Origin of the sequence: Inhella sp. (assembly GCF_027532025.1) — a bacterium.
Classification (GTDB): Bacteria; Pseudomonadota; Gammaproteobacteria; order Burkholderiales; family Burkholderiaceae_C; genus Inhella.
The window spans coordinates 17,046-43,667 of sequence record NZ_JAPZSY010000126.1 but is presented as its reverse complement, the minus strand read 5'-3'; the positions used below and the strand labels follow the sequence as shown (position 1 = coordinate 43,667).

Here is a 26,622-nt window from a genome sequence, read left to right as displayed (position 1 = left end):
GTGTGGTTCCAGATCTGCGCGGCGTTGTTGTAGATGCCGCCCGAGCTCTTCTGGACGATCTCTTCGAGCGTCATCGATTCGAACTCGGTGCCCTTTTGCAGGTTGTTCAGGTTGACCACGTAGGCGTTGTGGTGCTTGCCGTGGTGGAACTCCAGCGTTTCAACGCTGTAAAACGGGGCCAGGGCGTCTTTGGCGTAGGGCAGCGGGGGCAAAACGTGTTCCATGGAGGGCTCCAGTTGAGATTTCTTCATTTTAGGGAGCCCGCCTGCGCCCCCAACAGCGGCAGGGTCACCGCCTCGACCCGCAGGGCAGCTGCACCATCGGCCAAAGTGGCATGAACACGCTGGCTCACCTGCAATTGCTCGGCCCGTGTCAGCGCCTGGCCGTGTTCATCGCTCAGGTAAGCAAAGCCGCGACTCAGGGTGCGCTGAGGCGCCAAAGCCTCCAGGCGGTGCTGGGCCTGGGCCAAGCGCTGGCTCTGGCGCTCCGTTTGACGATGCAGGGCTTGGCGGGCTCGCTGCTCGAGCGCCTCCAAGGCCCGCGGCGCGCGGTCCAAGCGTTGCTCCATGGCCCGGTTGAGGCGCTGCGCCAGGGCCAACAAGCGCATGCGCTCGCGGGACAAGGCCTGCGTTGGCCTGGCCAGCCGCAACGCGGCACGGTCCAGCCGTTGCGCCTGCAAGTCCAGGCGCCGGTGCAGGCGGTCTTGCAGCAGTTGTTGCCAGCCGTCCAGGGCGCGTTGCAGCGTCTCGCGCTGCGGAGCTGCCAGTTCGGCCGCCGCCGTGGGGGTGGGCGCCCGCAAATCAGCCGCCAAGTCGCACAGGGTCAGATCGGTCTCGTGGCCCACCCCACACACCACGGGAAGGCGGGACGCCGCCACGGCCCGCACCAGCTCGGGGTCGTTGAAGGCCCACAGGTCCTCCATGGAGCCGCCCCCACGCACCAAGAGCAAGGCATCCACCTCGGCGCGCGCGTTGGCCACGGCCAAGGCCTGTCGCAACCGCGCCGGTGCCTCGGCCCCCTGCACCGGGCTGGGGTACAGCACCACCTCCACATGCGGCGCCCGGCGGGCCAAGGCCGTCAAGACGTCGTGCAGTGCCGCCCCAGCACGGGAAGTCACCACCCCCAGCCTTCGAGGGTGCGCGGGCAGCGCTCGCTGACGCGAGGGGTCAAAGCAGCCTTCGCGCTCCAACTGGGCCTTCAGTCGCAAGAACTGCTCGTACAGCGCTCCGGCGCCCGCCGGCGCCAGGGTCTCGGCAACGAACTGCAACTCACCACGCGGCTCGTACACGGCCAAGCGCCCGATGGCGCGAACACGCTGTCCGTCCTGGGGCGCAAAGCGCAACTCAGCGGCCGAACGCCGAAACAGCGCCGCGCGGATCAAGGCGGGCGCCCCGTCGGCGTCCTTCAAACTGAAATAGCAGTGCCCCGAGGCTGCACGGGTGAACCCACTGAGTTCTCCTTCCACGGTGACGCCCGCAAACTGCCGCGCCAAAGTGCCGCTCAAGGCGGCCAGCAAGTCGGCCACGCGCCAGGTGGGGGATGCGGTGTCGGTCATGGAAAGTGGGTGGATGAGCGCACATCGCCGGGGCATCGCCATAATGCCGCGCCGACGTGCCGCTGCTGGCGGCACCCCGTTCCCCGTTCACTGAGGAGCCAGAGTTGCTCTCCATCGTACAAGCCGCGGGCTGGCCCATTTGGCCGCTGTTGTTGTGTTCCGTGTTGGCCTTGGCCCTCATCTTCGAGCGGGCTTGGAGCCTTCGCAGCGCTCAGGTGGTGCCGGAGGCCTTGCTGAACGACCTCGATCGCTTCGACGCCAAGCAGTTGCCCGGCATCGACGTGGCCGACCGGCTGGCCCAAACGTCCCTGTTGGGGCAGTTGCTGTCGGCCGGTTTGCGCGCGGTCATCGAAGACCCCACCATCCCTGACGCACGTTTGCGCCAGGTGATGGAGATGACTGGCCGCCGCGTGGTGCACGCCCTGGAGCGATTCCTCACCGCGCTGGGCACCATCGCCACGGCCGCGCCGCTGCTGGGCCTGCTCGGCACGGTGGTGGGCATGATCGAAATCTTCGGCAGCCAAGCCCCCGGCACCGGCAACCCGGCCCAGTTGGCCCACGGCATCTCCATCGCGCTCTACAACACCGCCTTCGGCCTGATCGTCGCTATCCCTGCTCTGGTGGCGCACCGTCATTTCCGCGCCAAGGTGGAAGCCTATGAGCTGGAGCTCGAAGCCGCTGCCGAACGCCTCTACGGCCAATTGACGCATCACACCCACGCGGCCATGCGGCAGGCCCGCCAGCCCGGCGCGACTGGCCCAGCATGAAGTTCCGCCATCGCCACCGCGACGAGCCGGAGGTGAACCTCATCGCCTTCATCGACGTGCTTTTGGTCGTGCTCATCTTCCTGATGCTGAGCACCAGCTTCAGCCGCTACACCGCGCTGGAGCTCACGCTGCCCTCCGCGGGCTCGGCACCGCCGAAAACGCAGCCGCTGGAAATCATCGTCAGCGTCAGCGCCGACGGGCGCTACGCCGTGAACGGCAACGCCCTGGGGCCGGTGGAAGTGCCCGTCCTGGCGGCTGCCCTGCGCGAGGCGGCCCAGCAACGGACCGACGCCCAGATCGTCGTTGCCGCCGATGCCCTGGCCCCGCACCAGCGTGTGCTCAACGTGCTCGACGCGGCGCGCAGCGTGGGCCTGGCCCGCATCGCCTACGCCGCCCAGCACACGCCCACGCCGTGAGCCTGCCGGCCGCCTGGCTGCGCCGCGGCTGGGTGGCCCACCTGCTGTGGCCACTCAGCCAAATTCTGCGTGGCCTCACGGCCTTGCAACGCGTTTTTTACCGGCTGTCTCCACCCTACAGACCCAGCGTCCCCGTGGTGGTCGTGGGCAACTGGATCGTCGGCGGCGCTGGCAAGACGCCGACCTTGCTGCTGATCATCGGGCTGCTGCAGTCCTGGGGCGTGCGGGTGGGCGTGGTGTCACGGGGCTACGGTCGACGCAGCCGGGGGGTGCACCTGGCCCGCAGCGACAGCGACGCCGCCACCCTCGGCGACGAACCCCTGCTCATCCGGCGCCGCACGGGCGTGCCGCTGGCCGTCGGCGAACGCCGGGCCGACGCCACCGCCGCCCTGCTGACGGCTCACCCCGAGTTGCAAATCGTGCTGAGCGATGACGGCTTGCAGCACCACGCCCTGGCCCGCGACTTCACCGTGCTGGTCTTCGACCGACGCGGCTTGGGCAACGGCTGGCTGCTGCCGGCCGGGCCGCTGCGCCAAGACCGCCCCCACCGTCCATTGCCCGGCTGTCGTGCCGACGGCCTGGTGCTGTACGCCGACGGCATCGCCTCGACGCCCCTGCCGGGCTTCGTCGCCGAGCGGCAACTCGGGGCCGCGTGGCCGCTGGCCGACTGGTGGGCTGGCACCCCCTCGCGGCGGCAAGCGCTGACGCAATTCCAAGGTCGCAGGCTGTGGGCCGCCGCCGGCCTGGCGCAGCCGGAGCGCTTCTTCGAGATGCTGCGCGCTCAGGGCCTGAGCGTGAGTCCCCTGCCCTTGCCCGACCATGCCGATTGGCAGGTCCTGCCCTGGCCGCCTGAGGCCGAGGACGTGCTGGTGACGGAAAAAGACGCCATCAAGCTCGACCCGCATCGCCTGCCAAAACGTCCGCGCGTCTGGGTCGTGCCCCTAGACTTGAGCGCGCCGCCCGAATTCGAGCGCGCCTTGCGCGAGGCCTTGCGCCCCTGGCTTGACACACCACCCTCCAACGGCTCGCCCCATGGACCCACGACTGCTTGACCTCCTCGTTTGCCCGCTGTGCAAAGGCCCCTTGCAGTGGGTCTCGCCCACCGAGCGTCACGAGCTCGTTTGCCCCGCCGACCGCCTGGCCTTCCCGGTGCGCGATGGCATTCCCGTGATGCTGGAGAGCGAAGCCCGCAGCTTGGACCCAGCCCCATCGGCCCCAGCCGCCCCAGCCGCCCCAGCGCCGTGAGCTTCCACGTCATCGTTCCGGCCCGCATGGGCTCGAGCCGCCTGCCGGACAAGCCCCTGGCTGACTTGCACGGCAAGCCCATGGTGGTGCGCGTGGCCGAGCGCGCCGCGTTGAGCGGCGCCGAGCAAGTGGTCGTGGCCTGCGACGACCCACGCATTCAAGCCGCCTGCCAAGCCCATGGCGTGCACGCCCTGCTGACCCGGGTCGACCACCCCAGCGGCTCAGACCGTCTCGCCGAGGCCGCCACACGGCTCGGCCTGGCCGACGACGCGGTGGTGGTGAACGTGCAAGGCGACGAGCCCCTCATCGAACCCGACATGATCTCGGCCTGCGCCGCCACTTTGGTCGCCCACCCCGACTGCCCCATGGCCACGGTGGCCCATGCCATCGACGACGCCGACGAGTTCCGCAATCCCAACGTCGTCAAGCTGGTCACCGACGCCGCGGGGCGCGCCCTCTACTTCAGCCGAGCCCCCATCCCCTGGTGGCGCGATGGCCCCGAGGCCGCGGCACCAGCGCGGGGCGCGGTGTGGCGGCACGTTGGCCTGTATGCCTACCGCGCTGGCTTCCTGCGCGGCTTCCCCCAACTGCCCCCCAGCCCGCTGGAGCGGATCGAGTCCCTCGAACAGCTTCGCGTGCTTTGGCATGGGCACCGAATCGCGGTGCACACCAGCGCCCTGCGACCCGGCCCCGGCGTCGACACCCTCGAAGATTTGGCTCGCGTGCGCGCCCTGCTGGCTACGGGCTAGCCGCAAGCCAACCGCCAGGACCTGCGTGCTATCCTGCCCCGCCCCAAAACGGGGCCCGACTTCTCACAGGACACCATGCGACTGATCCTCTTGGGCGCCCCGGGCGCTGGCAAAGGCACCCAAGCCGCCTTCCTCTGCAAGCATTTCGGCATCCCGCAAATCTCCACCGGCGACATGCTGCGCGCGGCGGTCAAGGCCGGCACCCCGCTCGGCCTGGCGGCCAAGGCCGTGATGGACAGCGGCGGCTTGGTCAGCGACGACATCATCATCGGCCTCGTCAAGGAACGCATCGCCCAGCCCGACTGCGCGCAAGGCTTCCTGTTCGACGGCTTCCCCCGCACCATCCCTCAAGCCGACGCGATGAAGGCCGCCGGCGTCAAGCTCGACTTCGTGCTGGAGATCGACGTGCCCGACAGCGCCATCATCGACCGCATGAGCGGCCGCCGCGTGCACCCCGGCTCGGGTCGCACCTACCACGTCACCTTCAATCCACCCAAAGTGGCAGGCAAGGACGACGAGACCGGCGAAGACCTGATCCAACGCGACGACGACAAGGAAGAAACCGTGCGCAAGCGCTTGGACGTGTACCAGGCCCAAACCCGCCCCTTGGTCGACTACTACGCCCAATGGGCTGCAACCGGCGACGCCCAAGCCCCCCAGTACCGCCGCATTGCCGGCGTGGGCAGCGTGGACGACATCACCCAGGCTGCCTTGAAGGCCCTTCAAGCCTGACCGGCTGTCAGGCCCCCACCCCCGACTGGGTCGCCAAAAGCGACCCAGTTTTGTTTCCATCCCATCAGGAGTGAACCATGGACATCGCAGGCAAGGTTTTCGTCGTGACCGGCGGCGCCAGCGGACTGGGCGAAGGCACCGCCCGCATGCTGGCGCGTGAAGGCGCGCAAGTCGTCATCGCCGATCTTCAAACCGAACGCGGTGAAGCCGTGGCGCAATCCATCGGCGGTCGCTTCGTGCGTTGTGACGTGACCCAGGCCGACGACGCCCAGCGGGCCATCGACACTGCCGTGAGCCTCGGCAAGTTCGCCGGCTTGGTGAACTGTGCCGGCATCGCGCCAGCCGCACGCACCGTGGGGAAAGACGGACCGCATGCCCTGGACCTGTTCAGCAAGGTGATCAACATCAACCTGGTGGGCAGCTTCAACATGATCCGCGTCGCGGCCACCGCCATGGCCCGCAACGAACCGGAGCCCACCGGCGAGCGCGGGGTGCTCATCAGCACCGCCTCCATCGCCGCTTACGACGGCCAAATCGGACAGGCGGCCTACGCCGCCAGCAAAGGCGGCGTGGTGGGCATGACCTTGCCGATCGCCCGCGATCTGGCCCGACACGGCATCCGCAACATGACGATCGCCCCAGGCATCTTCGGCACCCCGATGCTGTTCGGCATGCCGCAAGAAGTGCAGGACGCCCTGGCCGCCAATGTGCCCTTCCCATCGCGCTTGGGTGCGCCAGACGACTACGCCAAACTCGTCCACGCCATCGTCACCAACGAGATGTTGAATGGCGAAGTGATCCGTTTGGATGGTGCCATTCGCTTGGCACCCAAATGACCTTCGGAAGCGCACCGGCGGCTTGCAAACAAAAAAGCCAACGGCCCCTCGAGGGGGCCGTTGGCTGAGGGGCTGAAGCGCCCGAAGCGGACTTACTTCTTCGATTGCCGCGCGTAAACGGACCACAGCCGAGCGATGTCGCCTGATCCATCGCTGCCTCTGACACCTCGCCACGTGGCCTGGGCCTTGGCCGTTTCGCCTGCCAAGAACTGCGCCATGCCCAGGTAGAGCTTGGCGTCGTCCTCCCGCTTGAGGTTGCCCTTGGCAATGCCGGCCTCGATCATCGCCACGCCTTTGGCGGCCTCGCCGCGCTGCGCCAACTGCAAGCCCAGCGGAATCAAACCGTTGCCGTCGCGCGTGTCGCGGGCGGCAGCCTCTGCCGCCGGGAAGGCCGACTTGGCGTCAGCCACCTTTTGGGCCATGAACTTCTTCAGGCGCTCGTGGCGGGCCGCATCGCCGCCCTGGCCCAGCACGCCCGCTGCAAAGCCGGCCTCGACAGCCTTCATGCCCTCGTCCGGGAAGCCATTGCCACCCGCCAGTTGGGCCAACTCCATGTAGTCGGCTTCACCGCGCATGTTGCCCGTGGCCAGCCGCAGTCGCAGCATGTCCAGTTGGAAACGCGAGGAAAAATTCTTGTTGCTCTGCACCCGCGAAATGACGTCTGCCCAACGCTCTTTGCTGGGGTAGTAGGTGAGCAGCTTTTCTGCGGCCTGGGTTTCCGTGGCGGAGTCCTTGGCGCGAGAAGCCGCCGACATCAAGAGTTCCAGCTTGTCACGGGCGGGCACACCGCCAGCCTTCTCGGTGGCAGCGATTTCGGCCGACGTGGCCTTGATGATGGCGCCCATGTCGCCGCTGTAGTACTGCGCGGCCGTTTGCACCTGCTTCATCGTCGCGCTGTTGCCGCCTTCGGCAAAGTAGCGGTTCGACCATTGCAGGGCTTTGGGATGCTGGTTGAGGCGGGAGTACGTGCCAGCAATGGCTTCCAGGTACTGCAAGTTTTGCGGACCGGACAGGCGACCTGCGCCCTTCAAGGCTTCAAAGGCGCGCACCATCGTGTCCGGCTCACCGGCACCCTGGGCGCCGGCGAAACGCATTTGCTCGATGACGGCGTTTTCGCCAGCGTTGCGGTTAGGCACCGCTTCAGCGTCTTTCAGCTTGGCCAAAGCCTCGCGGAATTTGCCGCCCTTGAGCAAGCCTTGCACAGCTTGCAGGTGCTTGCCCACCTCGGCGCTCACCTTTTCCTGGGCCGCCACCGCCGCCCAGCCCAGGCTGCCGTCCGGGGTCTGGCCCAACGTCAGGGCCAAAGCCCCAGCCATCACGGCCACCAAGGTCTTGAGTTTCATGTCCATCCTTCCGAAAAGAAAAACGCTGCCTCGGTTGGAGCCAACCACAGGCAGCGGTGTGTGCGGGGTCAGGCGCGCAAGCAGCTCAAAGGAACTGCTCGTTGCCCACCATGCCCAGTTTCTTCAAGCCCAAGCGCTGCGCCGTGGCCATGACGTGAGCGACGTGGCCGTAGTCCACCAGCTTGTGCGGCTTGATGTGGACTTCGGGCTGGTCTGCCTCGGTCGTGGCCACCTGCATGCGCTGTTCGAGCGTGGCTCGGTCGATGGGCTCGGCGTTCCAGGACAGTTGGCCGTCGAAGTCGATGAAGATCTCGACCACCTTCGGCTCGGTCTGCGGCTGGTTGGGGTTGGGCACCGGCATGTCCAGATTCACGGCATGCAGTTGGATCGGGATGGTGATGATCAGCATCACCAACAGCACCAACATCACGTCGATCAGCGGCGTCGTGTTGACGTCAAGGATCACTTCCGGCTCACTCGATCCCGAGCCTACGTTCATTCCCATGCTTTACTCCTTCACACCCGGCGTCAGCCGCCACGAGCCGGCGGCTCGGTGACGAAACTGACCTTCAGGATGCCGACCTGCTGTGCAGCCAGAATGACGCGGCCAACCGACTCGTAGCGCGTCTTCTCGTCGCCTCGGATGTGCACTTCGGGCTGGGGATTCATCGTGGCGATGCCACGAAGACGGTCCTTCAAGGCCTCGACGTTGGGCACGTTGGCCGTGTTCCAGTAGATCTCGCCGTCCTTGGTCACCGCCAGCTCGATGTTCTCGGGCTTGGTCTTGCGAGCCTGGTTCGTTTCCTTCGGCAGCGAGAGGTTGACCGACTGGGTCACCACCGGGATGGTGATCAAGAAGATGATCAACAGCACCAGCATCACGTCCACCAAAGGCGTGGTGTTGATGGCGGAGTTGAGCGACTCTTCGCCGTCGTCGGGACTTCCGACATTCATGCCCATGGCGGGACTCCTGACCTGTGACCGAGACTCAGCGCTTGACTTGACGGCTGCCCATCAGCACGCCGTGCAGGTCGCCCGCGAAGGCACGCACTTGGGCCAGCACGGCCTTGTTGCGGTTCAGCAGCCAGTTGTAGCCGATCACCGCCGGCACCGCGACGGCCAGACCGATGGCGGTCATGATCAGCGCAGCACCCACAGGGCCGGCCACCTTGTCGATCGACGCTTGGCCGGCCACACCGATGGCGGTCAGGGCGTTCAAGATGCCCCACACCGTGCCGAACAGGCCGATGAAGGGGCTGGTCGAACCCACGGTGGCCAGGAAGCCGAGACCCGAACCCATCTTGCTGCTGACGTCGCCCACCGCGCGGTCGATGTTCATCGTCACCCAGGTGTTGCGGTCGATGTTCTCGGTCAGGTTGCCTTCGTGATGCTCACCGGCTTCCACCGCGGTTTGCGCGATGTAGCGCGCGGCAGTGCCCTCGCGCAGCGCCTTCACGCCATCGGCAAGCGTCGGCTTCTTGAAGAAGGCGGCGCGGGCGTCAGAGATGTCTTTGCCAACCTTGTACTGGTCGTACAACTTGGTGAAGGTGATGAACCACGAACCGGCCGACATGATCAGCAGCAGCACCAGAACCGCCTGGTCCACCGCGTGACCGTTCTTGATGAGGTTCATCAAGCCGTAGGGGTTGTCGTTGGCTGCGGGGGCGGCAGCGGTCTGCTCGGCGACCGGGGCCGAAGCGGCGTCCTGGGCGTGAGCCGGGGCAACCACCAGCGAGGCAGCGACAACCAGGGTCGCGATCAGAGCAGAAAGACGAGAAAACATAGAAAAGCTCCTGAGAGGGAAGCAGGCCCGGGTGGGCTCATCAACGAAAACGGGTTCGGGGGCGGACCCCCGCGCTGGAAACTCGGCTTATTCGGCCTTGAACAAGAAGTCTTGCGTGGCCTGCCCTTCGAAGGTGCCGCACTTGTACTGTGCGGTGGCCGCTTCGATCGAGGCAATCAGCGAACGCTGCGCGCGACGGTCGCTCAAACCGCGCCTGACGGTCACTTGGCGAGCCACCACTTTGCCGTTGGCGATCGTCATCAGCACCGAGAACTCGGCATCACCCTCCAATTGGACGGAAATCTCGGGCTTCGGACGCTCGGTACACACGATACCGACTTGCACGGGACCGGCAGGACGCGGCGCTGCCACGGGCGCGGGCGCCGGGGCGGGAGCCTGGGCCTGCACCGTCCGCACGGGCGGCGGATCGTTGGACGTGGGCGACTGGATCGCGGCCGGGGGCGGAGGCGCCTGAACTTGAATCTCAGGCACCGGCACGAACGGCGGCGGTGGCGTCTTGAGATCGGGGGGGGGCGGAACGATCTTTTCCGGCGGCGGCGGCGGCGGCTTGACCTCTTCGATGACCTCCGTTTCGATCGGATCGGTCACGGCCTTGACGATCTTCTTCGCCAGACCCGAGGCCAAGGCCCAGATCAGCAAAACGTGCAACGCCACCACGACCACGAAGGCCATCGTGCGCGTGCTGGCTTTGTTCTCTTGCGCAAACTCCATGCGCACTCCTTCTCAACCGAAGTCCCGTCGTGAGCCGGCGTGCCAGCGCGCACCGACCCTCATGTTCACCGAGCCCAATGTGCCACGGCTTTTTCTTGCCGCCACCCTGAGAAGTCCTAGTCTGCAGCGCGCAAACCCATGTAACTCAGTTACGGCAAAGCTCAGCATCATACGAAGTCGACCACCCCATCTGGACTAGGGTTAGTCTCTAGGTCGACCGATCGGTCAGGAACGAAGTCATAAGGGCATGGCGGCGGCGGCGCCGGTGAATGCGTCGGTGGCCCTCGCCAGCGCACTGATCATGCGCCGCTCGGCCTCGTTCAGGTCCGGGTGCCACACGTCGAAGATCAACACAGCCCGCAGCTCGTCGCTGCGGTTCCAGGCCTCGTGCTCGATGGTGTCGTCGAACACGCAGACCTCGCCGGGTCGCCAGGCGTGGGTGGTACTCCCCACGCGGAGGGCGCAGTCGCGCGGCACCACCAAGGGCAGGTGCGCCACTAGGCGCGCGTTGCTGATGCCCACGTGGGGTGGGATGTGGGTGCGCGGCTTCAACAAGGAGTACATGGCCACTGGCGTGCGCCCCTGCTGCACCGGTTGGTCCACAGCCGCCAGGGCCGCCAAAGTGCGCGGACAGCGTGATGCGTTGGGCTGCAAGGGCAGCCCATCCTTGAGCAGGTGGTAGGCGCTCCAGCGCGGGTTGCGGTTCAGCTCCGCCCACTGCTGCAGGGGTTGGTCGGGGTCGTAATCCAGGTAGGGCGTGATGTGCGCCTCGTCGCCCAAGGCCGCCAAGCACTCCGCCCGGATGTCCGCGGTTTGGGCCTCCAAGCCCTCGATCCATGGGAAGCGACTGCGCTCGAAGAATTCGGTCGGGGCCAAGCGGGCGTAGAACAGGCCCATGGGCTGCGGGTCAAAGCGCTGCCGCCGGCCGAGGTGGATGTCCAGGGTCTGCCAAAAGCGAGCCAGCTCCTCGGGCGCCAGGCCCTCGGCCGCGGCGGCCATCTGTTGGTCAAGAAAGGCGCTGTAGTCGGCCTGGTACGTGGCCGCGAAACGCCGAGCCCGGTCCAGCAGGGGCTGCAGATCGGGCGACACCGCGGCCGGCGATTGCTCGGCCACGGTCAGGGCCCCGCGGTACACCTTCACCGCCGCGTGCGGCTGGCCGCCGCGCTCCAACCAGTTGCCCTTGAGCAACAAGGCCATCAGGTCGAACGGATGGGTCTCCAGCGCCTTGGTGAGCGCCAGGCCTTCTTCGTCGCGGCGCCCGAGGCCGCGCTCGGCCATGGCCAGGTGCAGCCACACCGGGGTGACGGAGGGGTCCAGTTGCAAGCTCTCGCGGAAGCACTCGGCCGCCGCGGCGAACTGCCGTTGGCGCAGCCATTGCACACCGTCAAGTGCTCGGCCTTGGGCTTCGTTGGAGGATTCGCTCATGGGCAGTAGAAGGTGATCGATGCCCTCGGGCGAGCATCCATGAAAAAGGGCCGCACGAGGCGGCCCTTGAGGGTCCCTGCCGCCCCCAGGGGCGACAGGTGCGTTCGGCAAGCTTAGAACTTGGCCGTGACGTTCAGCGAGATCTGGCGACCGTTGGCCTCGTACACCTGCGGGTAGGTGTTGCCGTTGGTGAAGCCAGCGCCGTTCGTGCGGATCGGGGGATCCTTGTCCAGCAGGTTGTTCACCGCGGCACGGATGGTCACGTTCTTCGTCAGCTTGTACGACGCGGCCAGGTCCAGGTAGTCACGCGCGGCCAGCGAAGCGACCTGAGCGGTCGACGCGGGGTTGTCGTGCTTAACCGAGTCGATGTGACGCAGCGTGGCAGCCAGGTTCATGCCCCAAGGCGTGCTCCAGCTGAAACGCAGCTTGTGGCGCCACTTCGGCAGCGGCGTGCCGCAGTTGCCGTCGCCGAACTTGCCAGCGCAATCGTCACCACCAGCGCCTTCAACGTACTTGTTGAGGTACGTGCCAACGATGCTGGTGTTCAGGCTGCCCCACTCGCCCAGCTTGAAGGTGCTGTCAGCGGCGATGTCAACGCCTTCCGTCTCGACTTGACCAATGTTGAAGTTGGTGTTGACGATGTAGGCGTTCGGCGTCAGCCAGAGCGACCCCACCGAGTCGCGCTTGATCAAGCTGCACGAACTCGAAGCGCCGGTGTCCAAGCACTCCTCCAGGATGTTCACGGCGCCGCGGGTGCCGATCGTGTCCTTCACCTTGATGTTGAAGTAATCCAACGACACGCTGGTGTTGCGCATCGGCTGGAGGATCACACCAAAGGTGGTGGACTTGGCAGTTTCAGGCGTCAGGTTGGGGTTGCCGCCACCGATCTGGTTGTACTGGCCGGCCGGGCTAATCGGGATCGTGCCGTACTGGGCCGCAGAAACCCCAGTGCGCGCGCACTCTGCCGCGGACCGCGTGGGCGCGGGCGTATCAGTGGCTGCATTGAAGTCGCCAGCACAAGGGTCCTGATCGTTATCGTACAGACCCAGACCTTGTGCCTCGAACAACTCGACCACGTTGGCAGCACGAGAGGCTTGCTGGAACGAACCGCGGAACTTGACTTCCTTGATCGGCGCGTACTCCAGACCCAGACCGTAGGTGTCGGTCTTCTTCTTGGTGCTGTAGTTCGATTTGCGGTACGAGGCCGTCAGGCTCAACTGCTCGACGAAGGGCAGCTTCTCGATCAGGGGCATGCGCAGTTCGGTGAACACGTCGTTCACGGCGTACTGGCCACCCACGCCGATGGTCGGGCCACCTTGGCCAGCCAGATCACCCGTGGTGAAGGCGGCGTCGGTGCTCAGTTCCATCTTCTCAACGCGACGCTCCAAGCCCACGGCAAAGCCCAGGCCGCTGCTGGCCATCGGGCTCTTGATGCCGTAGTCGGTCAGGTCACCGCTGATGGTGCCGCCGGTCACTGCCGTCGAGGTGTAGCCCTTCTGGAAGCCAGGGGTCTGCACGTAGGCCAGGGCCGCCGGCGTCACGCCGCCCAACTTCCAGATGTTCCAAGGCACGCAATTCGGGTCCGTGCCGTCCAGTGCCGAGCGGCAAACGGCGTTGCCGTTGGCGTCAGACACCACGTCCAGCGCGCGGGCCGTGCGGGCGATCGAGAAGTCGTTCTTGTAGGTCTCTTGGTAGACCACGCGACCGACCAAGGCATACGCGTCGTAGCTAAGGGCGGGATTGATCTCGCCCTTCACGCCGACCACACCGCGGTACGAGGTGTGACGGATGTCGTCTTGACGGCCACCGCCTTCGACGTTGCGACGACCGATGAAGGTCGTGTGGGTATCGCCAGGAGCCAAGAAATTGGTAGGCGCCGGGTTCCCGTTTGCATCCAGAGCCGCCTGGTTGGCGGCGTGGAAGGCGTTCTTGAAACCTTGCGACAGCAGCGGGTTCTCGTACGAGACCGTGACTTGGTTGAAGAACGAGCCCGAAGGCGCGATCTGGGCCACGGTGCTGTCGTCGTGGAAGTTCAGTTCGGCGTAAACGCGGGCGGCGTCCGAGATGTCGTAGTGGGCAAAAGCAGCCGCGGTGTAGCGGGTGCTCGGGCGCTGGAAGTAGTTCAGCGGGCCGAAGTTGTAGGCATCGGTGGCGCCCGAGTAGTTGCGGGGGGTCCCGTTGGCATCGGCCACGGTCAACGCGTAGTTCGCGAAGTCCGAGATCTGACCAGGGAAGCTGGTGCCCGAGCCGCCGCAGGTGAAGCCACCGAAGGCGTTGGCGGCGTTATTGCGGTTGTAGTTCAGCGCGCAAGCCGTGAAGTCACGCTCCGACTGCAGCAGGGCGTCGGTGGTCTTGCGGCCCACGAACAAGGTGGCGTTGCCCTTGTTGTCCGCAAAGTTGGAGCCCATGGTCAGGCTGAAGTCCTTGACCTTGCCGTCGGCGCTGATGTCGCCGGGCACCTTGTACTGGCTGGGGTTGGTCGCGGCACGCGAAGCCACCAGAGCCTGGATCTTGTTGTTTTGCTGGTTGTGGTTGAAGAACGAGTAGTTGGCTTCGACTTCGACGCCTTCGAACTTGTCGTTCATGACGAAGTTCACCACGCCGGCCACGGCGTCAGAGCCGTACACGGCCGAGGCGCCACCGGTCAGCACTTCCACGCGCTTGATCAGCGACACGGGGATCTGGTTCAAGTCGGTGGGCAGCGAGCGCGGGCTGCCGGCAGGCATGCGGCGGCCGTTGATCAGCACCAGGGTGCGGTCAGCGCCCAGGTTGCGCAGGTTGACGGTGGCGGTACCGTCCGAACCGTTGGAGACTTGGCCACCTTGGTCGGCGAAGACCTGGGGCAGGTTGTTCAGCAGGCTCTCAACGTCACGCTTGCCTTCGACCTTGATGGCTTCTGCGCCCAAGGTGATGATGGGCGAAGCGGTTTCGGTGTTCAGCGTCTTGATGCGCGAACCGGTGACTTCGACACGTTCCAGTTGCTGGGCCGGGGCCGGCGCAGCTTGCTGGGCGAACACGGGCGCGGCAACGCCGAGCGCGATGAGAGCGGCGACGTTGACGCTCTTGCGTTTGAACATGGAGAACTCCTTCATGGGGGAAATGACGCGCGCCCGGGTTGGGGCGCCTGGCGGGGCCGGTAGGCCCCACTGCAGCCGGAACGAGCCCGGCTGAAGGTGCGCGGAGTTTCAATGCGCCATGACGGGCGGCACCCCTGGGAAAGACCCCGGGACAGCAGGAACTACACGCTAATGCCTTGATTCAAAAGGCATCAATGCGCGTTTCTGGTGTGTAAACGCCGCCGCCTTGTTGCCGAACTGCAACATTTCAGGCCTTGCCTGGGCGAGGAGGCTGACTTTGCGGCGGCGGCAGGGCGGCGCCCTGTGCCACAAACCTCAGACGTGACCCCAAGCCAGCAGCACGTCGCGCCCCTGAACCACCATCTGCGCCTTGGCACCCACAGGCAGACACACCTTGGTGGCCTCGTGGCCGTGGGGCAAGCCCATCAGCAAGGGGGTGGCGGTGCGCGCCTGCACGGCGGCAACGGCGGTCTTCAAGGTGTAGCCGCGGTCATGGGGCGCGGGCTTGAAGCGGCTGACGTCGCCGATCAAGACGGCGCGCTGGGCGTCGAGAACGCCGGCCTGCTGGAGCTGCAACAACATGCGCTCGACGCGGTACGGGTGCTCGCCGACCTCCTCCAAAAAGAGGATGCCGCCCTTGATGCGGGGCCAGTGCGGGGTGCCAAGCAAGGAGCAAACCATGCTGAGGTTGCCGCCCCACAGTAAGCCTTCCGCCTCGAAGCCGTCGAGCGGCGAGGTGCCCCGTGGGGCGCCCGATTCCCTGAAGCCGATGGCTTCCAGTTCCTCGTGCATGGCTTCGACAAAGCAGGCCTCGGTGATGTCATCGACCCCGCCCTGCTCCGCCGTGCGGCCGAAGTCGTCGGCCGCCAACGGGCCCGCCCAAGTGGGGCCGCAGCCTTTGGCATGGGCCAGCAGGCCCAACTGAAGGGCCGTCAGGTCGCTTTGGCCCACCCACTGGGTGCCGTTGGCGATCGATTGCGCGATCAGGGCCCAGTCGAGGCGATCGAGCAGGCGGGTCATGCCATAGCCACCGCGGGCGGCCAAAGCCACGTCGACGCCGCTGGCGGCCACGCGGTGCAAGGTGGCAAGGCGGGTGTCGTCGTCGCCGGCAAAGCGTTGGTGCTTGGCCAGGGCCGAGGCGTCCAAGCTGGCGTCGAAGCCCAAGCGGGCCAGGTGCTTTTGGGCGCGCCGCAAGGCAGCGGCTTCGCGCACCACACCAGCCGGGCTAAAGATCGTGAGGGTTTGCGTCATGGGGGCTCAGTTCGGTGGCTTCGCCCACGGGGATGAGTCCGCGGCGCGCATCGCGCCGCTCGCGCGCCTGGGCGCGACGCTCGGCAAAAAAGTCGCGCAGCAGGCGGCTGGCGGGTTCGGCCAACACACCGCCTTGCAAGCGAGTGTGGTGGTTCAGCAGGGGTTGGGCAAACAGGTCCACCACGGAGCCAGCCGCGCCGGTTTTGGGGTCGGGCGCCGCAAACACGATGCGCGAAAAGCGCGCATGCAGCAGCGCCATCGCGCACATGGCGCAAGGCTCGAGTGTCACGAACAGCTCACACTCGGGCAGGCGGTAGTTGCCCGCCAGCGTAGCGGCGTGGCGCAGGGCCACGATCTCGGCGTGCGCCGTGGGGTCGTGCGTGGTGATGGGGCGGTTGTAGCCGGTGGCCAGCACCTGCCCATGGCGCACGATGACGGCGCCCACCGGCACCTCCCCAGCCAGCCAGGCGTTGTGCGCCTGGTCCAGCGCCAGGCGCATGAAGCCCTGGTCTCGAAGGACCTGATCGGGGTCGAGGCTCACGGTTGCGCGTCGCTGGCGCGCTGTGCCGCCGCATTGACCGCGTCTTGCACCTGCTGCCCCACGGCCTCAGGCCGGGTCGTGCGGGTGCCGCCGTCAACGCCAGAGGCGGAGACCGACGGCGGTGCGAGTTGGGCCGTGGACTGCTTTTTGGCCAGGGTCAGGACGATGCCCAGCACCACGACCAAGCTCAACAAACCGAAAGCGGCGCGCATGGGTCACTCCCATTCGATGGTGGCGGGGGGCTTGCTGCTCACGTCGTAGGTGACACGGTTGATGCCGCGCACCTCGTTGATGATGCGGCCGCTGACGCGCTTGAGCAAGGCGTAGGGCAACTCGGCCCAGTCGGCGGTCATGAAGTCGCTGGTTTGCACGGCACGCAGGGCCACGACGTAGTCGTAGGTGCGGCCGTCGCCCATCACGCCCACGCTCTTCACCGGCAGGAACACGGTGAAGGCTTGGCTGGTCAGGTCGTACCAGCTCTTGCCCGTGGCGGCGTCTTTGGTGGCGCGCAGTTCTTCGATGAAGATCGCGTCGGCGCGGCGCAGCAGGTCGGCGTACTCTTTCTTGACCTCGCCCAAGATGCGCACGCCCAGACCCGGCCCCGGGAAGGGGTGGCGGTAGACCATGTCGTGCGGCAAGCCCAGGGCCACGCCCAGTTCGCGCACCTCGTCTTTGAACAGCTCGCGCAGCGGCTCGAGCAGCTTCAGGCCCAGCTGCTCGGGCAGGCCACCCACGTTGTGGTGGCTCTTGATGGTGGTGGCCTTCTTGGTCTTGGTGCCGCCGCTTTCGACCACGTCGGGGTAGATGGTGCCCTGGGCCAAGAAGGTGGCACCCCGGTGGCCTTGGCCGCTGGCCTTGAGCTTGGCGGCTTCGGCCTTGAAGACGTCGACGAAGAGGCCGCCGATGATCTTGCGCTTCTTCTCGGGATCGGTCACGCCGGCCAATTGGCCCAGGAACAGCTCGCTCGCATCGACCCGGATGACCTTGGCGTGGAGCTTGCCCGCGAACATGTCCATCACCATGTCGCCTTCGTTCAGGCGCAGCAATCCGTGGTCGACGAACACGCAGGTGAGTTGGTCGCCGATGGCGCGGTGAATGAGCGCAGCGGCCACGCTGGAGTCCACGCCGCCCGACAGGCCGAGGATGACTTCCTCGTCGCCCACCTGCTCGCGGATCTTGGCCACGGCCTCGTCGATGTAGGAGCCCATTTGCCAGTCGCCCTTGCAGCCGGCGATGTCGCGCACGAAGCGACGCAGCATGGCCGCGCCTTGCACGGTGTGCGTCACCTCCGGGTGAAACTGCAGCGCATAGAAGCGACGCGCCTCGTCGGCCATGCCGGCGATGGGGCAACTGGGCGTGCTGGCCATGAGCTTGAAACCTGGAGGCAGTGCGGTGACTTTGTCGCCGTGACTCATCCAGACCTTGAGCATGCCGTGGCCCTCGGGCGTGGCGAAGTCCTCGATGCCGCTGAGCAGTTGCGTGTGTCCATGGGCACGCACCTCGGCATAGCCAAACTCGCGGGTGTCGCTCCAGCTCACCGTGCCGCCCAACTGCACGGCCATGGTTTGCATCCCGTAGCAGATGCCGAGCACCGGCACACCCTGTGCCCACACCTGGGCTGGTGCGCGCAGCTCGTGGTCTTCGTAGGTGCTGGCATGGCTGCCGCTGAGGACGATGGCCCGAGGGTTGAAGGCGCGGATGAAATCGTCGCTGACGTCGTTGGGGTGAATCTCGCAATACACCTGCGACTCGCGCACGCGGCGCGCGATGAGCTGGGTGACTTGGGAGCCGAAGTCGAGGATCAAGACCTTGTCATGCATGGGCATTCACCGGTTGGACGGGATGGGTGCGCTGGAAACGCAGGGCAAACACAAGCGCCAGCGCTTGCAGCGCCGCGCAAAACAAAAACGGAGCGCCAAGGCGCCAATCGTCGCGGGGCAGCTCGGCCACCAGGGTGAGCAGGCCAGGTCCGATGACCGGGCCCAACACGGCCATGAGGCTGTTGAGCGAAGCCACGGCCCCCATCGTGGCACCCTGGCGCGTGGCGTCCACGCTGTTGGACACGATGCTCTGGATGGCTGCTGAAGCGGCATAGCCGAACACATTGAGCCCGATGATGACGAACATCATCCAGGGCTGCGGCGCCATGGCCCAGCCCAAATAGGCCACGCTGCTGGACCCCAAAGCCAGCACGACCAGCCGCGGCGGGCTGAAGTGGCTGAGCATGCGGGACAGCAAAAAGCCCTGCACGACGACGGAGGTCAAGCCCACAGCGAACAGCGACCACCCGTTCTCCTGCGGGCCCCAGCCGAACTTGAAGGTGGTGAACAGCACCCAGCTGCTGTGCAAGATGAATTGCGACAGGGCGGACAAACCGATGACCACCACCAGCACGCCCACACCCTTCAGGTGCGCCAGCTTGTGGAGGCTGCTGATGGGGTTGGCGCTGCGCCAGTCCACCGCGCGACGGCGATCGCTGGGCAGGGACTCCGGCAACACGAAGTAGCCATAGGCCAGGTTCACCAAGGCCAAGCAGCCGGCGACGATGAAGGGCAAATGCACGTCGATGCTGCCCAACAGACCGCCCGTGGCAGGCCCGAGGATGAAACCCAGGCCGAACGCCGCGCCCAACTGGCCGAAGCGCTTGGCACGCTCCTGCGGCGGCGTGATGTCGGCCACGTAGGCGTTGGCCACCGAGATGTTGGCTTGCATGGCGCCGCTGACCAAGCGAATGGCCACCAGCACCCACAAGGCCGTGGCCGCCGCCGTCACGAAAAACGACAGCGCCAGGCCGCAGAAACCCAGCAACAGGACGGGCCGGCGGCCGTACTGGTCCGACAAGGCGCCCAGCACCGGCGCGCCGAAAAAGTTGGCCACACCAAAGGCGCCAGCCACCAACAGGTAGGCCAGCGCGTGGTCGGCCTGGGTGTGGCTGAAGCTGCCGGCGATGACGGGCAGCACTGGGATGATGAGCCCGATGCTGACCATGTCGATCAGCACCGTGGCGAAGATGAACCCCATCGAGGCTTTGGCGTCGCGCATCGCTCAAACAGCAAGCGGGGCCTTCGCCCCGCCTTCCTGTCCCTTTGGGTGGTTACTCGGCCCGGTAGTTGGGCGCTTCTTTGGTGATCTGCACGTCGTGGACATGGCTTTCGCGCATGCCGGCCGAGGTGATCTCGACGAATTCCGCCTGCTCCTGCATTTGGCGGATGCTGGCGCAGCCGCAGTAGTGCATGGAGGCACGCAGGCCGCCGGCCATCTGGAAGAGCACCTGCACCACCGAGCCCTTGTAGGGCACCTGCCCTTCGATGCCCTCGGGAACGAGCTTGCTGGTGTTGGGGTTGTTGCCGCCCTCTTGGAAGTAGCGGTCGGCGCTGCCCTTGGCCATGGCGCCCAAGCTGCCCATGCCGCGGTAGCTCTTGTAGCTGCGGCCTTGGTACAGGATGAGGTCGCCCGGCGCCTCTTCGGTGCCGGCGAAGGCGCCGCCCATCATCACGGCGTCGGCGCCGGCGGCGATGGCCTTGGCCAAATCGCCCGAAAAACGCACGCCACCGTCGGCGATGACGGGCACGCCCGAGCCACGCAGGGCGCTGGCGACGTTGTCGATGGCGGTGATCTGCGGCACGCCCACGCCAGCCACGATGCGGGTGGTGCAGATCGAGCCCGGGCCGATGCCGACCTTCACGCCGTCGGCGCCCGCGTCGGCCAGGGCCTTGGCCGCCGCACCGGTGGCGATGTTGCCGCCGATGACGTCGATGTGGGGGTAGGCCTGCTTGACCCAACGCACCTTGTCCACCACGCCGGCGCTGTGGCCGTGCGCGGTGTCGACGATCAGCACGTCCACGCCGGCCTTGACCAAGCGCTCCACGCGCTCTTCGGTGTCGTCCCCAAAACCCACCGCGGCGCCCACGCGCAACTTGCCCTGGGCGTCGCGGGCGGCGTTGGGGAAGCTGGTTTGCTTGGTGATGTCTTTGACGGTGACCAAGCCCTTGAGTTCGAAGGCGTCGTTGATGACGACCACGCGCTCCAGACGGTGCTTTTGCAGCAGGGCCTTGGCCTCGTCGAGGGTGCCGCCCTCGCGGATGGTGATCAGGCGCTCGGCCGGGGTCATGATCTCGCGCACCGGCAAGTCCATGCGCGTCTCGAAGCGCAGGTCGCGCCCCGTGACGATGCCCACCACCTTCTTGCCTTCCAGCACCGGGAAACCCGAGACCCCGTGCTGTCGGCTGAGCTCCAGCACCTCGCGGACCTTGAGGTCCGGGCCGATGGTGATGGGGTCGCGCAGCACGCCGCTTTCGTAGCGCTTCACGCGCGCCACCTCGGCGGCTTGCGCCGCGGCCGGCAGGTTCTTGTGCACGATGCCGATGCCGCCCTCTTGAGCGATGGCGATGGCCAAGCGGGCTTCGGTGACGGTGTCCATCGCTGCCGACACCAGCGGCAGGTTGATGCGGATGTTCCGCGTCAGTTGGGTGGACAGATCGGTGTCGCGGGGCAACACCGTGGAGAACGCAGGGACCAACAACACATCGTCGAAGGTCAACGCTTTGCCGAGTAGGCGCATGGGGAAAGCTCCAGACGCAAAGCGAGATTATGGCAAACCCCAGGCCGAGGCCTTCCCTCCTACACTCGGCACTCCTGTTGCAGCCCATCGGTTCACACCATGCGCATTCACGCTCTCACCGTGTTCACGAGCGCCTGCCTGCTGGGCTTGTCCCTGTCGGCATCGGCGGCCTCCGCCACTTGGCAGTGGAGAGACGCCCAGGGCAACATCCAATTCAGCGACCGCGCCCCGCCACCCAGCGTGCCCGATAAGGACATCTTGAAGCGCCCGCCGGGCGCCAAGCTGCCCATGCGCATCGTGTCCAACGACGCACCGCCCCCGGCGTCGGCGCCGACAGCGCCAGCCACACGGGCCTCGTCGCCCGAAGAACGCAAGTTCCATGAGGCCGAAACCAAACGCCTGAAGCAAGAGGAAGCTCAGCGCAAGGCCGTGGAAGCCAGCAACGCCAAGATCCGCGCCGAAAACTGCCGCGTCTCACAGGCCCAAGTGCGCGACCTGGAAGCAGGTACCCGCTTGGTTCGCTCCAACGAAAAGGGCGAGCGCGAGTTCTTGGACGACCAACAGCGCGCGGCCGAGCTGAACCGCGCGAGAGCCGTCGTCGCCAGCGACTGCCGCTGACCGCCGGTCAGCCCGGGCGGTGGCGCGACACGATGCGCCGCCCACCTTGCAGCGCGTGGCGGCGGTGTCGGGCCTGCATCGGGTCCACGGTGAGCGGTCGGTAGAGCTCGACCCGGTCGCCGTCCTGCAAGGGCTCGGCTTCGCTCACCTTGCGCCCCCACACGCCCAGCATCTCACCATCAACCGGGACCCAGCCCGCGCACCGCAGCGCGTCGGCCACGGTGGCGGGCGCGCGCAGGCGCAGCGTTTGGCGTTCGGTTTGGGCCGCAGACGGCGACCGCACCAAGGTCACCGTGAGCTCAGCGGGGGCCATAAACAGCCTCGGCTCTCTCGACGAAGCGATCGACGAAGGTTTGGGCCACCTTGTCGAACACGGGGCTCAGCACGGCCTCCAGCGCGCTGCTCGAGAAGGCATAGCGCATCTCGAACAGCACCTTGCAGGCATTGCTCTGGTCGGAGCCCGGCCGCATCAAAGGCTTGAAGTGCCAATCCCCGTCGAGGTGAGAAAACGGCCCATCCACCAGTTGCACCTGAACGCGCCGCCCAGGCTCGTGCAGGTTGCGGGTGGTGAAGTGGGTGCGAACGCCGGCGAAGGCGAGGTCGAGGCGGGCAGTGAGGCCATCGTCGCGCCGCTCCAGCACCTGCGCCCCTTCGCACCAGGGTAGGAACTGCGGGTAGGACTCCACGCCGGTGACCAGCTCGTACATCTCTTGCGCGCTGTACCAGAGCAGAACGGACTTGGTGACGGGCTTCATAGAATGGTGCTCATTCTAGGAACGCCCCCGGGGCGTTTTTTTGTTCGCCATGAGCATCGTTGAGAACCGCCGCGCCCGCTTTGAATACCACCTCGAGGAAGAGTACGAGGCGGGCATGGTGCTGGAGGGTTGGGAGGTCAAGGCCATCCGTGCCGGACAGGTTCAACTGACCGGCGCCTACGTGGTGGTGAAGGATGGCGAGTTGTTCTTGATCGGCTGTCAGATCAACCCGTTGCGCGCCGCCAGCACCCACGTGCGACCGGAGGCACAGCGCACCAAGAAGCTGCTGCTGGCCAAGCAGGAAATCCGTCGCCTGATCGGCAAGACCGAGCAAAAGGGCTACACCTTGGTGCCGCTCAACCTGCACTACAAGGGCGGCCGCGTGAAGTGCCAGTTCGCGCTGGGCAAGGGCAAGGCCCTGCACGACAAGCGCGAAGCCGAGAAGAAGCGGGATTGGGAGAGAGAGAAGGGACAGCTGATGCGACACAAGGTCTCATCGGCCGGCAAAGACTGAGGCCGCCGAGCGGGTCAGGTCGTCGATCAGGTCGTCGGCCGATTCCAGGCCGATCGCCAAGCGCACCATCCAACCCTTGGGGCTGCTGGGCAGGCTGCGCAGGGCGTCCAGGTGGTAGGGCACCGCCAAGCTGATGGGGCCGCCCCAGCTCCAGCCGATGCGAAACAGGCGCAGGCCATCCACCCACGCTTCCACCGTCTCGCGGGTCGTGTCCTCGGGCAGCCGAATGCCCACCAGGCCCGCGGCCTGGGTGCACAGCGCCGACCACGCCTTGTGGCTGGGCGATGTGGGCAGTGCCGGGTGCAACACCTCGACGGCCCAAGGCTGGGCTTGCGCCCATTGCGCGATGCGGCGGGCCGCCTGGTCCTGCGCGGCGTAGCGCAGGGGCAAGCTGGGCAGGTTGCGCAGCACCAACTCGCAGTCGTTCATGCCCACGCCAAGCCCCAAGCGGCTGTGGCACAGGGCCAGGCGCTCGTACAGCTTCGCGTCGCGGCAGGCCACCGAGCCCATCAGCACATCACCGCCCCCGCTGGGGTACTTGGTCAGGGCATGGATGGTGACGTCCACGCCGAGCGCGAAGGCGTCAAACGCCAGCCCCGCACCCCAGGTGTTGTCCAGGGCGATGAGGGCCTGCGGGGCTTGCGCGCGGATGCGCTGGATGAGCGCCGGTAGGTCGGGGAACTCGAGCGTGACGGAACCCGCCGCCTCCAACCACACCAGGGTCACGTCCGGCGTGAGCGCCAGTTGCTCGGGCGCCATGGGGTCGTAGAACGCATACCCGATGCCCCAGGCCTGCAACTCGTGCCGCGCCATCGCGCGGCTTGGGCCGTACACGTTGTCGGGCAGCAGCACCCGGTCGCCCTGGCGCAGCAAGGCCTGGTTGACCAAGGCGATGGCGGCCAAGCCGCTGGGCAGCAGCAAGGCGTGATTCGCGCCCTCCAGCGCGGCGATGCGCGCCTCCAGCTCGAAGCTGGTGGGCGTGCCGTGCAGGCCGTAGGTGTAGGCCTGCTTGTCGAGCCAGTCGCGCTCGCGCAGCTCGCGGCAGTTGCTGAAGAAGACCGTCGAGGCCTTGTGCACCGCGGGTGCGGGGGCGGCGAATCCAGCCGGGGCTTGGTAGCCGTGGTGGATGAGCTGGGTGCTTTTGTCTTTCACCGGGTCTCCATCACGGCCGCCGCGCTCACAGCGGTTGGGCGATGAGGTCGTGGCCTTCGGCCGCCACGACCCTGGCGCGTTTGAACTCGCCCACCTTCAAGGTGACGCTGGCCTTCTCCGGCGGCAGCAGGCGCACGGTGCCGTCGATCTCGGGCGCGTCGGCATAGCTGCGGCCCACGCCGCCTTTGCGGCCCAGGGCCGGGGCGCTGTCCACCAGCACCTGCAGGGTTTGGCCGACGCGGCGGGCCAGCTTACGGGCCGACACCTCTTCGGCCACGGCCATGAAGCGGGCGCGGCGCTCTTCGCGCACTTCATCGGGCAGCGCGCCCGGCAGTGCGTTGGCGCTGGCCCCCTCCACGGGCGAGTAGGCGAAGCAGCCGGCGCGGTCGATCTCGGCCTCGCGCAGGAAGTCGAGCAGGTACTCGAACTCGGCCTCGGTCTCGCCGGGAAAGCCGGCGATGAAGGTGGAGCGCACGACGATGTCCGGGCACACCGCGCGCCAAGCCTGCAAGCGCTCGAGGTTGCGTTCGCCGCTGGCGGGGCGCTTCATGCGCTTAAGCACGTCGGGGTGGGCGTGCTGCAGCGGCACGTCCAGGTAGGGCAGCACCAGGCCTTCGGCCATCAGGGGCAACAACTCGTCGACGTGCGGGTAGGGGTAGACGTAGTGCAGGCGCACCCAGGCGCCAAAGGGCTTGGCCAGTTCGCCCAGTTGCTGCACCAGGTCGAACATGCGGGTCTTGACCGGCTTGCCGTCGAAGAAGCCCGTGCGGTACTTGACGTCCACGCCATAGGCGCTGGTGTCTTGGCTGATGACGAGCAGTTCTTTGACGCCGCCTTCGAACAGCGCGCGGGCTTCCTTCAGCACGTCGCCGATGGGCCGCGACACCAAGTCGCCGCGCATGCTGGGGATGATGCAGAAAGAGCAACGGTGGTTGCAGCCCTCGCTGATCTTCAGGTAGGCGTAGTGCTTGGGCGTGAGCTTGATGCCCGCGACCGGCACCAGGTCGATGAAGGGGTCGTGCGGCTTGGGCAGGTGCGCGTGCACCGCGTCCATCACCTCTTGCGTCGCGTGGGGGCCGGTCACGGCCAGCACGCTGGGGTGCATCTGCTTGACGAGGTTGCCCCCGCCCTCCCCCGCCTTGGCCCCCAGGCAGCCGGTCACGATGACCTTGCCGTTCTCGGCCAGGGCCTCGCCGATGGTGTCCAGGCTTTCCTTCACCGCGTCGTCGATGAACCCGCAGGTGTTGACGATCACCAGGTCCGCCCCGGCAAAGGTCTTGCTGGTGGCATAGCCCTCGGCGCTGAGTTGCGTCAGGATCAATTCGCTGTCCGTCAGGGCCTTGGGGCAGCCCAGGGACACGAAGCCCACCTTCGGGGTGGGGGTCGTGGCAGTGGCGGTCTCGCTCATCACTTGGTCTTTCCAAAACCCGGCATGCCGGGGAACAGGGCGCCACTGGCCATCTGTTCTTGCATCTTGACGAACAGGCTCTTGCTCTGCTCCAGGTACGAGCCCATCAGGCCTTGCATGGCGGGCGCCTGGCCCTGCATGAACTGCTGCCACAACTCGGGCGAGAAGGCCATGCCGGGCGTTTGCTCGGCAAAGCGGGCTTGCATTTCGGTGAAGGTTTGCAGGTTTTGCGCCAGGTAGTCCTTCAGCACGCCCTGCATGGCCTGGCCGTAAAAGCGAATGATTTGCTCCAGCATGTTGGTGGAGAACAGCGGCACGCCGGCGGTTTCTTCTTCCAAGATGATCTGCAGCAGGATGGCGCGGGTGAGGTCTTCGCCGGTCTTGGTGTCGTGCACCTCGAACGACTCGCCGGCCAGGACCATGGCCTTGACATCGGACAACGTGACGTAGGTGCTGGTGCGCGTGTCGTAGAGACGGCGGTTGGGGTACTTCTTGAGGATGCGCACCCCGGGGCTTGCGGCTCCAGCGTCGGCAGATGAGGCATCGGAAGGCGGGGCGCGGCGCCGGGTGACCATGGCGGGTTCCTTGAAGGACAGCGGCGCCAGGGGCGCGGGGCCGCGATTTTAGGGACTCACCCGGGGGTGCCAAGTGCGCCAAACCGGCGTAGAACCCACAACTTCACCGACGCCCGGAGCCACTCCATGTCCAGCCTGTCCCTCAACGGCCGCCCCGTGGCCGTGGACGCCGACCCCAGCACCCCCTTGCTGTGGGTGCTGCGCGACCACCTGCAACTCACCGGCACCAAGTTTGGCTGTGGCGCGGCCCAGTGCGGCGCCTGCACGGTGCACGTCAACGGGCAACCCACCCGCAGTTGCGTGACGCCGCTGTCCGCCGTGGGCGACGCCCCGGTTCGGACCATCGAGGGCATCGGGGCCGACCGTGTCGGCGCTGCCGTGCAGGCGGCTTGGGTGGCGCACGACGTGGCGCAATGCGGCTACTGCCAAAGCGGCCAGGTGATGGCGGCCACAGCCCTGTTGCAAAGCACCCCGCGGCCGACCGACGCGCAGATCGACGCGGCCATGGCGGGCCAGCTGTGCCGCTGTGGCACCTACGTGCGCATCCGCGCCGCCATCCACGCCGCCGCGGCCAGCCTGTGAGGAGC

29 protein-coding genes and 1 pseudogene are annotated in these 26,622 nt (G+C 66.7%); 10 read left to right on the top strand and 20 right to left on the bottom strand.

Annotated elements, in window-relative coordinates:
• Both O9335_RS15285 and xseA read right to left on the bottom strand, forming a co-directional pair.
• Nucleotides 1-224, bottom strand: a pseudogene (locus tag O9335_RS15285) (superoxide dismutase [Fe]); the annotation flags it as partial.
• Between the two features lie 23 nt (nucleotides 225-247).
• Entirely contained in the window at nucleotides 248-1,555 is a 1,308-nt protein-coding gene (gene xseA / locus O9335_RS15280; RefSeq protein WP_298389647.1) for an exodeoxyribonuclease VII large subunit, read from the bottom strand.
• Between the two features lie 104 nt (nucleotides 1,556-1,659).
• Here xseA and O9335_RS15275 point away from each other — a divergent pair, with 104 nt between their 5' ends.
• The 7 genes from O9335_RS15275 to O9335_RS15245 all read left to right on the top strand — a co-directional run bounded on the left by O9335_RS15275 (nucleotide 1,660) and on the right by O9335_RS15245 (nucleotide 6,300).
• Nucleotides 1,660-2,322 (top strand): MotA/TolQ/ExbB proton channel family protein, encoded by a 663-nt coding sequence (locus O9335_RS15275; RefSeq protein WP_298389645.1) that lies wholly within the window; start codon nucleotides 1,660-1,662, stop codon nucleotides 2,320-2,322.
• Complete coding sequence (locus O9335_RS15270; protein ID WP_298389643.1) at nucleotides 2,319-2,738, top strand: biopolymer transporter ExbD; 420 nt, start codon at nucleotides 2,319-2,321, stop codon at nucleotides 2,736-2,738. Before O9335_RS15275 ends, O9335_RS15270 begins: the two co-directional genes overlap by 4 nt.
• Nucleotides 2,735-3,790: a tetraacyldisaccharide 4'-kinase gene (lpxK, locus tag O9335_RS15265; protein ID WP_298389641.1), complete on the top strand. Its 1,056-nt coding sequence runs from the start codon at nucleotides 2,735-2,737 to the stop codon at nucleotides 3,788-3,790. The genes O9335_RS15270 and lpxK overlap by 4 nt, the downstream gene beginning before the upstream one ends.
• The gene (locus tag O9335_RS15260; protein ID WP_298389639.1) at nucleotides 3,771-3,983 is read left to right on the top strand and encodes a Trm112 family protein; all 213 of its coding nucleotides are present in this window, start codon (nucleotides 3,771-3,773) and stop codon (nucleotides 3,981-3,983) included. Before lpxK ends, O9335_RS15260 begins: the two co-directional genes overlap by 20 nt.
• Nucleotides 3,980-4,732, top strand: coding sequence for a 3-deoxy-manno-octulosonate cytidylyltransferase (kdsB, locus tag O9335_RS15255; protein ID WP_298389637.1), 753 nt, complete (start codon nucleotides 3,980-3,982; stop codon nucleotides 4,730-4,732). The genes O9335_RS15260 and kdsB overlap by 4 nt, the downstream gene beginning before the upstream one ends.
• Before the next feature lie 75 nt (nucleotides 4,733-4,807).
• Nucleotides 4,808-5,464: an adenylate kinase gene (adk, locus tag O9335_RS15250; RefSeq protein WP_298389636.1), complete on the top strand. Its 657-nt coding sequence runs from the start codon at nucleotides 4,808-4,810 to the stop codon at nucleotides 5,462-5,464.
• A 77-nt stretch (nucleotides 5,465-5,541) separates the two neighbouring features.
• The gene (locus O9335_RS15245; RefSeq protein WP_298389634.1) at nucleotides 5,542-6,300 is read left to right on the top strand and encodes a 3-hydroxyacyl-CoA dehydrogenase; all 759 of its coding nucleotides are present in this window, start codon (nucleotides 5,542-5,544) and stop codon (nucleotides 6,298-6,300) included.
• A 92-nt stretch (nucleotides 6,301-6,392) separates the two neighbouring features.
• Here O9335_RS15245 and O9335_RS15240 read toward each other — a convergent pair whose 3' ends face one another.
• From O9335_RS15240 to guaB, 13 genes are all read right to left on the bottom strand, one after another.
• Entirely contained in the window at nucleotides 6,393-7,643 is a 1,251-nt protein-coding gene (locus O9335_RS15240) for a hypothetical protein (protein ID WP_298389631.1), read from the bottom strand.
• A gap of 85 nt (nucleotides 7,644-7,728) precedes the next feature.
• The gene (locus O9335_RS15235; protein ID WP_298389629.1) at nucleotides 7,729-8,148 is read right to left on the bottom strand and encodes a biopolymer transporter ExbD; all 420 of its coding nucleotides are present in this window, start codon (nucleotides 8,146-8,148) and stop codon (nucleotides 7,729-7,731) included.
• Between the two features lie 23 nt (nucleotides 8,149-8,171).
• Nucleotides 8,172-8,603: a biopolymer transporter ExbD gene (locus O9335_RS15230; RefSeq protein WP_298389627.1), complete on the bottom strand. Its 432-nt coding sequence runs from the start codon at nucleotides 8,601-8,603 to the stop codon at nucleotides 8,172-8,174.
• Nucleotides 8,604-8,631: 28 nt separating this feature from the next.
• The gene (locus O9335_RS15225; RefSeq protein ID WP_298389625.1) at nucleotides 8,632-9,426 is read right to left on the bottom strand and encodes a MotA/TolQ/ExbB proton channel family protein; all 795 of its coding nucleotides are present in this window, start codon (nucleotides 9,424-9,426) and stop codon (nucleotides 8,632-8,634) included.
• An 87-nt stretch (nucleotides 9,427-9,513) separates the two neighbouring features.
• Nucleotides 9,514-10,158 carry an ABC transporter substrate-binding protein gene (locus O9335_RS15220; RefSeq protein WP_298389623.1) on the bottom strand — a complete coding sequence of 215 codons (645 nt, stop codon included), beginning with the start codon at nucleotides 10,156-10,158 and terminating at the stop codon, nucleotides 9,514-9,516.
• A 237-nt stretch (nucleotides 10,159-10,395) separates the two neighbouring features.
• A complete protein-coding gene (locus tag O9335_RS15215; protein ID WP_298389621.1) occupies nucleotides 10,396-11,583 on the bottom strand; it encodes an aspartyl/asparaginyl beta-hydroxylase domain-containing protein in 1,188 nt (395 codons plus the stop codon).
• 113 nt (nucleotides 11,584-11,696) lie between these two features.
• The gene (locus tag O9335_RS15210; RefSeq protein ID WP_298389619.1) at nucleotides 11,697-14,660 is read right to left on the bottom strand and encodes a TonB-dependent siderophore receptor; all 2,964 of its coding nucleotides are present in this window, start codon (nucleotides 14,658-14,660) and stop codon (nucleotides 11,697-11,699) included.
• A 315-nt stretch (nucleotides 14,661-14,975) separates the two neighbouring features.
• The gene (locus tag O9335_RS15205) at nucleotides 14,976-15,911 is read right to left on the bottom strand and encodes an LD-carboxypeptidase (RefSeq protein ID WP_298389617.1); all 936 of its coding nucleotides are present in this window, start codon (nucleotides 15,909-15,911) and stop codon (nucleotides 14,976-14,978) included.
• Nucleotides 15,886-16,452: a tRNA adenosine(34) deaminase TadA gene (gene tadA / locus O9335_RS15200; RefSeq protein WP_298389615.1), complete on the bottom strand. Its 567-nt coding sequence runs from the start codon at nucleotides 16,450-16,452 to the stop codon at nucleotides 15,886-15,888. The genes O9335_RS15205 and tadA overlap by 26 nt, the downstream gene beginning before the upstream one ends.
• The gene (locus tag O9335_RS15195) at nucleotides 16,449-16,664 is read right to left on the bottom strand and encodes a hypothetical protein (protein WP_298389613.1); all 216 of its coding nucleotides are present in this window, start codon (nucleotides 16,662-16,664) and stop codon (nucleotides 16,449-16,451) included. Before O9335_RS15195 ends, tadA begins: the two co-directional genes overlap by 4 nt.
• 3 nt (nucleotides 16,665-16,667) lie before the next feature.
• Complete coding sequence (gene guaA / locus O9335_RS15190) at nucleotides 16,668-18,272, bottom strand: glutamine-hydrolyzing GMP synthase (RefSeq protein WP_298389649.1); 1,605 nt, start codon at nucleotides 18,270-18,272, stop codon at nucleotides 16,668-16,670.
• A complete protein-coding gene (locus O9335_RS15185) occupies nucleotides 18,265-19,494 on the bottom strand; it encodes an MFS transporter (RefSeq protein WP_298389612.1) in 1,230 nt (409 codons plus the stop codon). The genes guaA and O9335_RS15185 overlap by 8 nt, the downstream gene beginning before the upstream one ends.
• Before the next feature lie 52 nt (nucleotides 19,495-19,546).
• A complete protein-coding gene (gene guaB / locus O9335_RS15180) occupies nucleotides 19,547-21,013 on the bottom strand; it encodes an IMP dehydrogenase (RefSeq protein WP_298389610.1) in 1,467 nt (488 codons plus the stop codon).
• A gap of 99 nt (nucleotides 21,014-21,112) precedes the next feature.
• Between guaB and O9335_RS15175 the strand changes: the two genes are divergently transcribed.
• The gene (locus O9335_RS15175; protein WP_298389608.1) at nucleotides 21,113-21,631 is read left to right on the top strand and encodes a DUF4124 domain-containing protein; all 519 of its coding nucleotides are present in this window, start codon (nucleotides 21,113-21,115) and stop codon (nucleotides 21,629-21,631) included.
• Between the two features lie 7 nt (nucleotides 21,632-21,638).
• Here O9335_RS15175 and O9335_RS15170 read toward each other — a convergent pair whose 3' ends face one another.
• A complete protein-coding gene (locus O9335_RS15170; protein ID WP_298389607.1) occupies nucleotides 21,639-21,944 on the bottom strand; it encodes an RnfH family protein in 306 nt (101 codons plus the stop codon).
• The gene (locus O9335_RS15165) at nucleotides 21,931-22,386 is read right to left on the bottom strand and encodes a type II toxin-antitoxin system RatA family toxin (protein WP_298389605.1); all 456 of its coding nucleotides are present in this window, start codon (nucleotides 22,384-22,386) and stop codon (nucleotides 21,931-21,933) included. The genes O9335_RS15170 and O9335_RS15165 overlap by 14 nt, the downstream gene beginning before the upstream one ends.
• Nucleotides 22,387-22,435: 49 nt before the next feature.
• Here O9335_RS15165 and smpB point away from each other — a divergent pair, with 49 nt between their 5' ends.
• Nucleotides 22,436-22,900, top strand: coding sequence for an SsrA-binding protein SmpB (gene smpB, locus O9335_RS15160; RefSeq protein WP_298389603.1), 465 nt, complete (start codon nucleotides 22,436-22,438; stop codon nucleotides 22,898-22,900).
• Here the strand turns inward: smpB and O9335_RS15155 are convergent.
• Genes O9335_RS15155 through phaR form a run of 3 tightly spaced genes read right to left on the bottom strand, consistent with a single transcriptional unit; the run spans nucleotide 22,880 to nucleotide 26,035 of the window.
• Nucleotides 22,880-24,052, bottom strand: coding sequence for a PLP-dependent transferase (locus tag O9335_RS15155; RefSeq protein WP_298389601.1), 1,173 nt, complete (start codon nucleotides 24,050-24,052; stop codon nucleotides 22,880-22,882). The two genes, smpB and O9335_RS15155, sit on opposite strands and share 21 nt — an antisense overlap.
• Nucleotides 24,053-24,077: 25 nt before the next feature.
• Nucleotides 24,078-25,460, bottom strand: a complete 1,383-nt coding sequence (gene rimO / locus O9335_RS15150) for a 30S ribosomal protein S12 methylthiotransferase RimO (RefSeq protein WP_298389599.1) — start codon at nucleotides 25,458-25,460, stop codon at nucleotides 24,078-24,080.
• Nucleotides 25,460-26,035 carry a polyhydroxyalkanoate synthesis repressor PhaR gene (gene phaR, locus O9335_RS15145; RefSeq protein ID WP_298389597.1) on the bottom strand — a complete coding sequence of 192 codons (576 nt, stop codon included), beginning with the start codon at nucleotides 26,033-26,035 and terminating at the stop codon, nucleotides 25,460-25,462. The genes rimO and phaR overlap by 1 nt, the downstream gene beginning before the upstream one ends.
• A 126-nt stretch (nucleotides 26,036-26,161) precedes the next feature.
• Between phaR and O9335_RS15140 the strand changes: the two genes are divergently transcribed.
• Nucleotides 26,162-26,617 carry a (2Fe-2S)-binding protein gene (locus tag O9335_RS15140; protein WP_298389595.1) on the top strand — a complete coding sequence of 152 codons (456 nt, stop codon included), beginning with the start codon at nucleotides 26,162-26,164 and terminating at the stop codon, nucleotides 26,615-26,617.
• The last annotated feature ends 5 nt before the right edge of the window (nucleotides 26,618-26,622 follow it).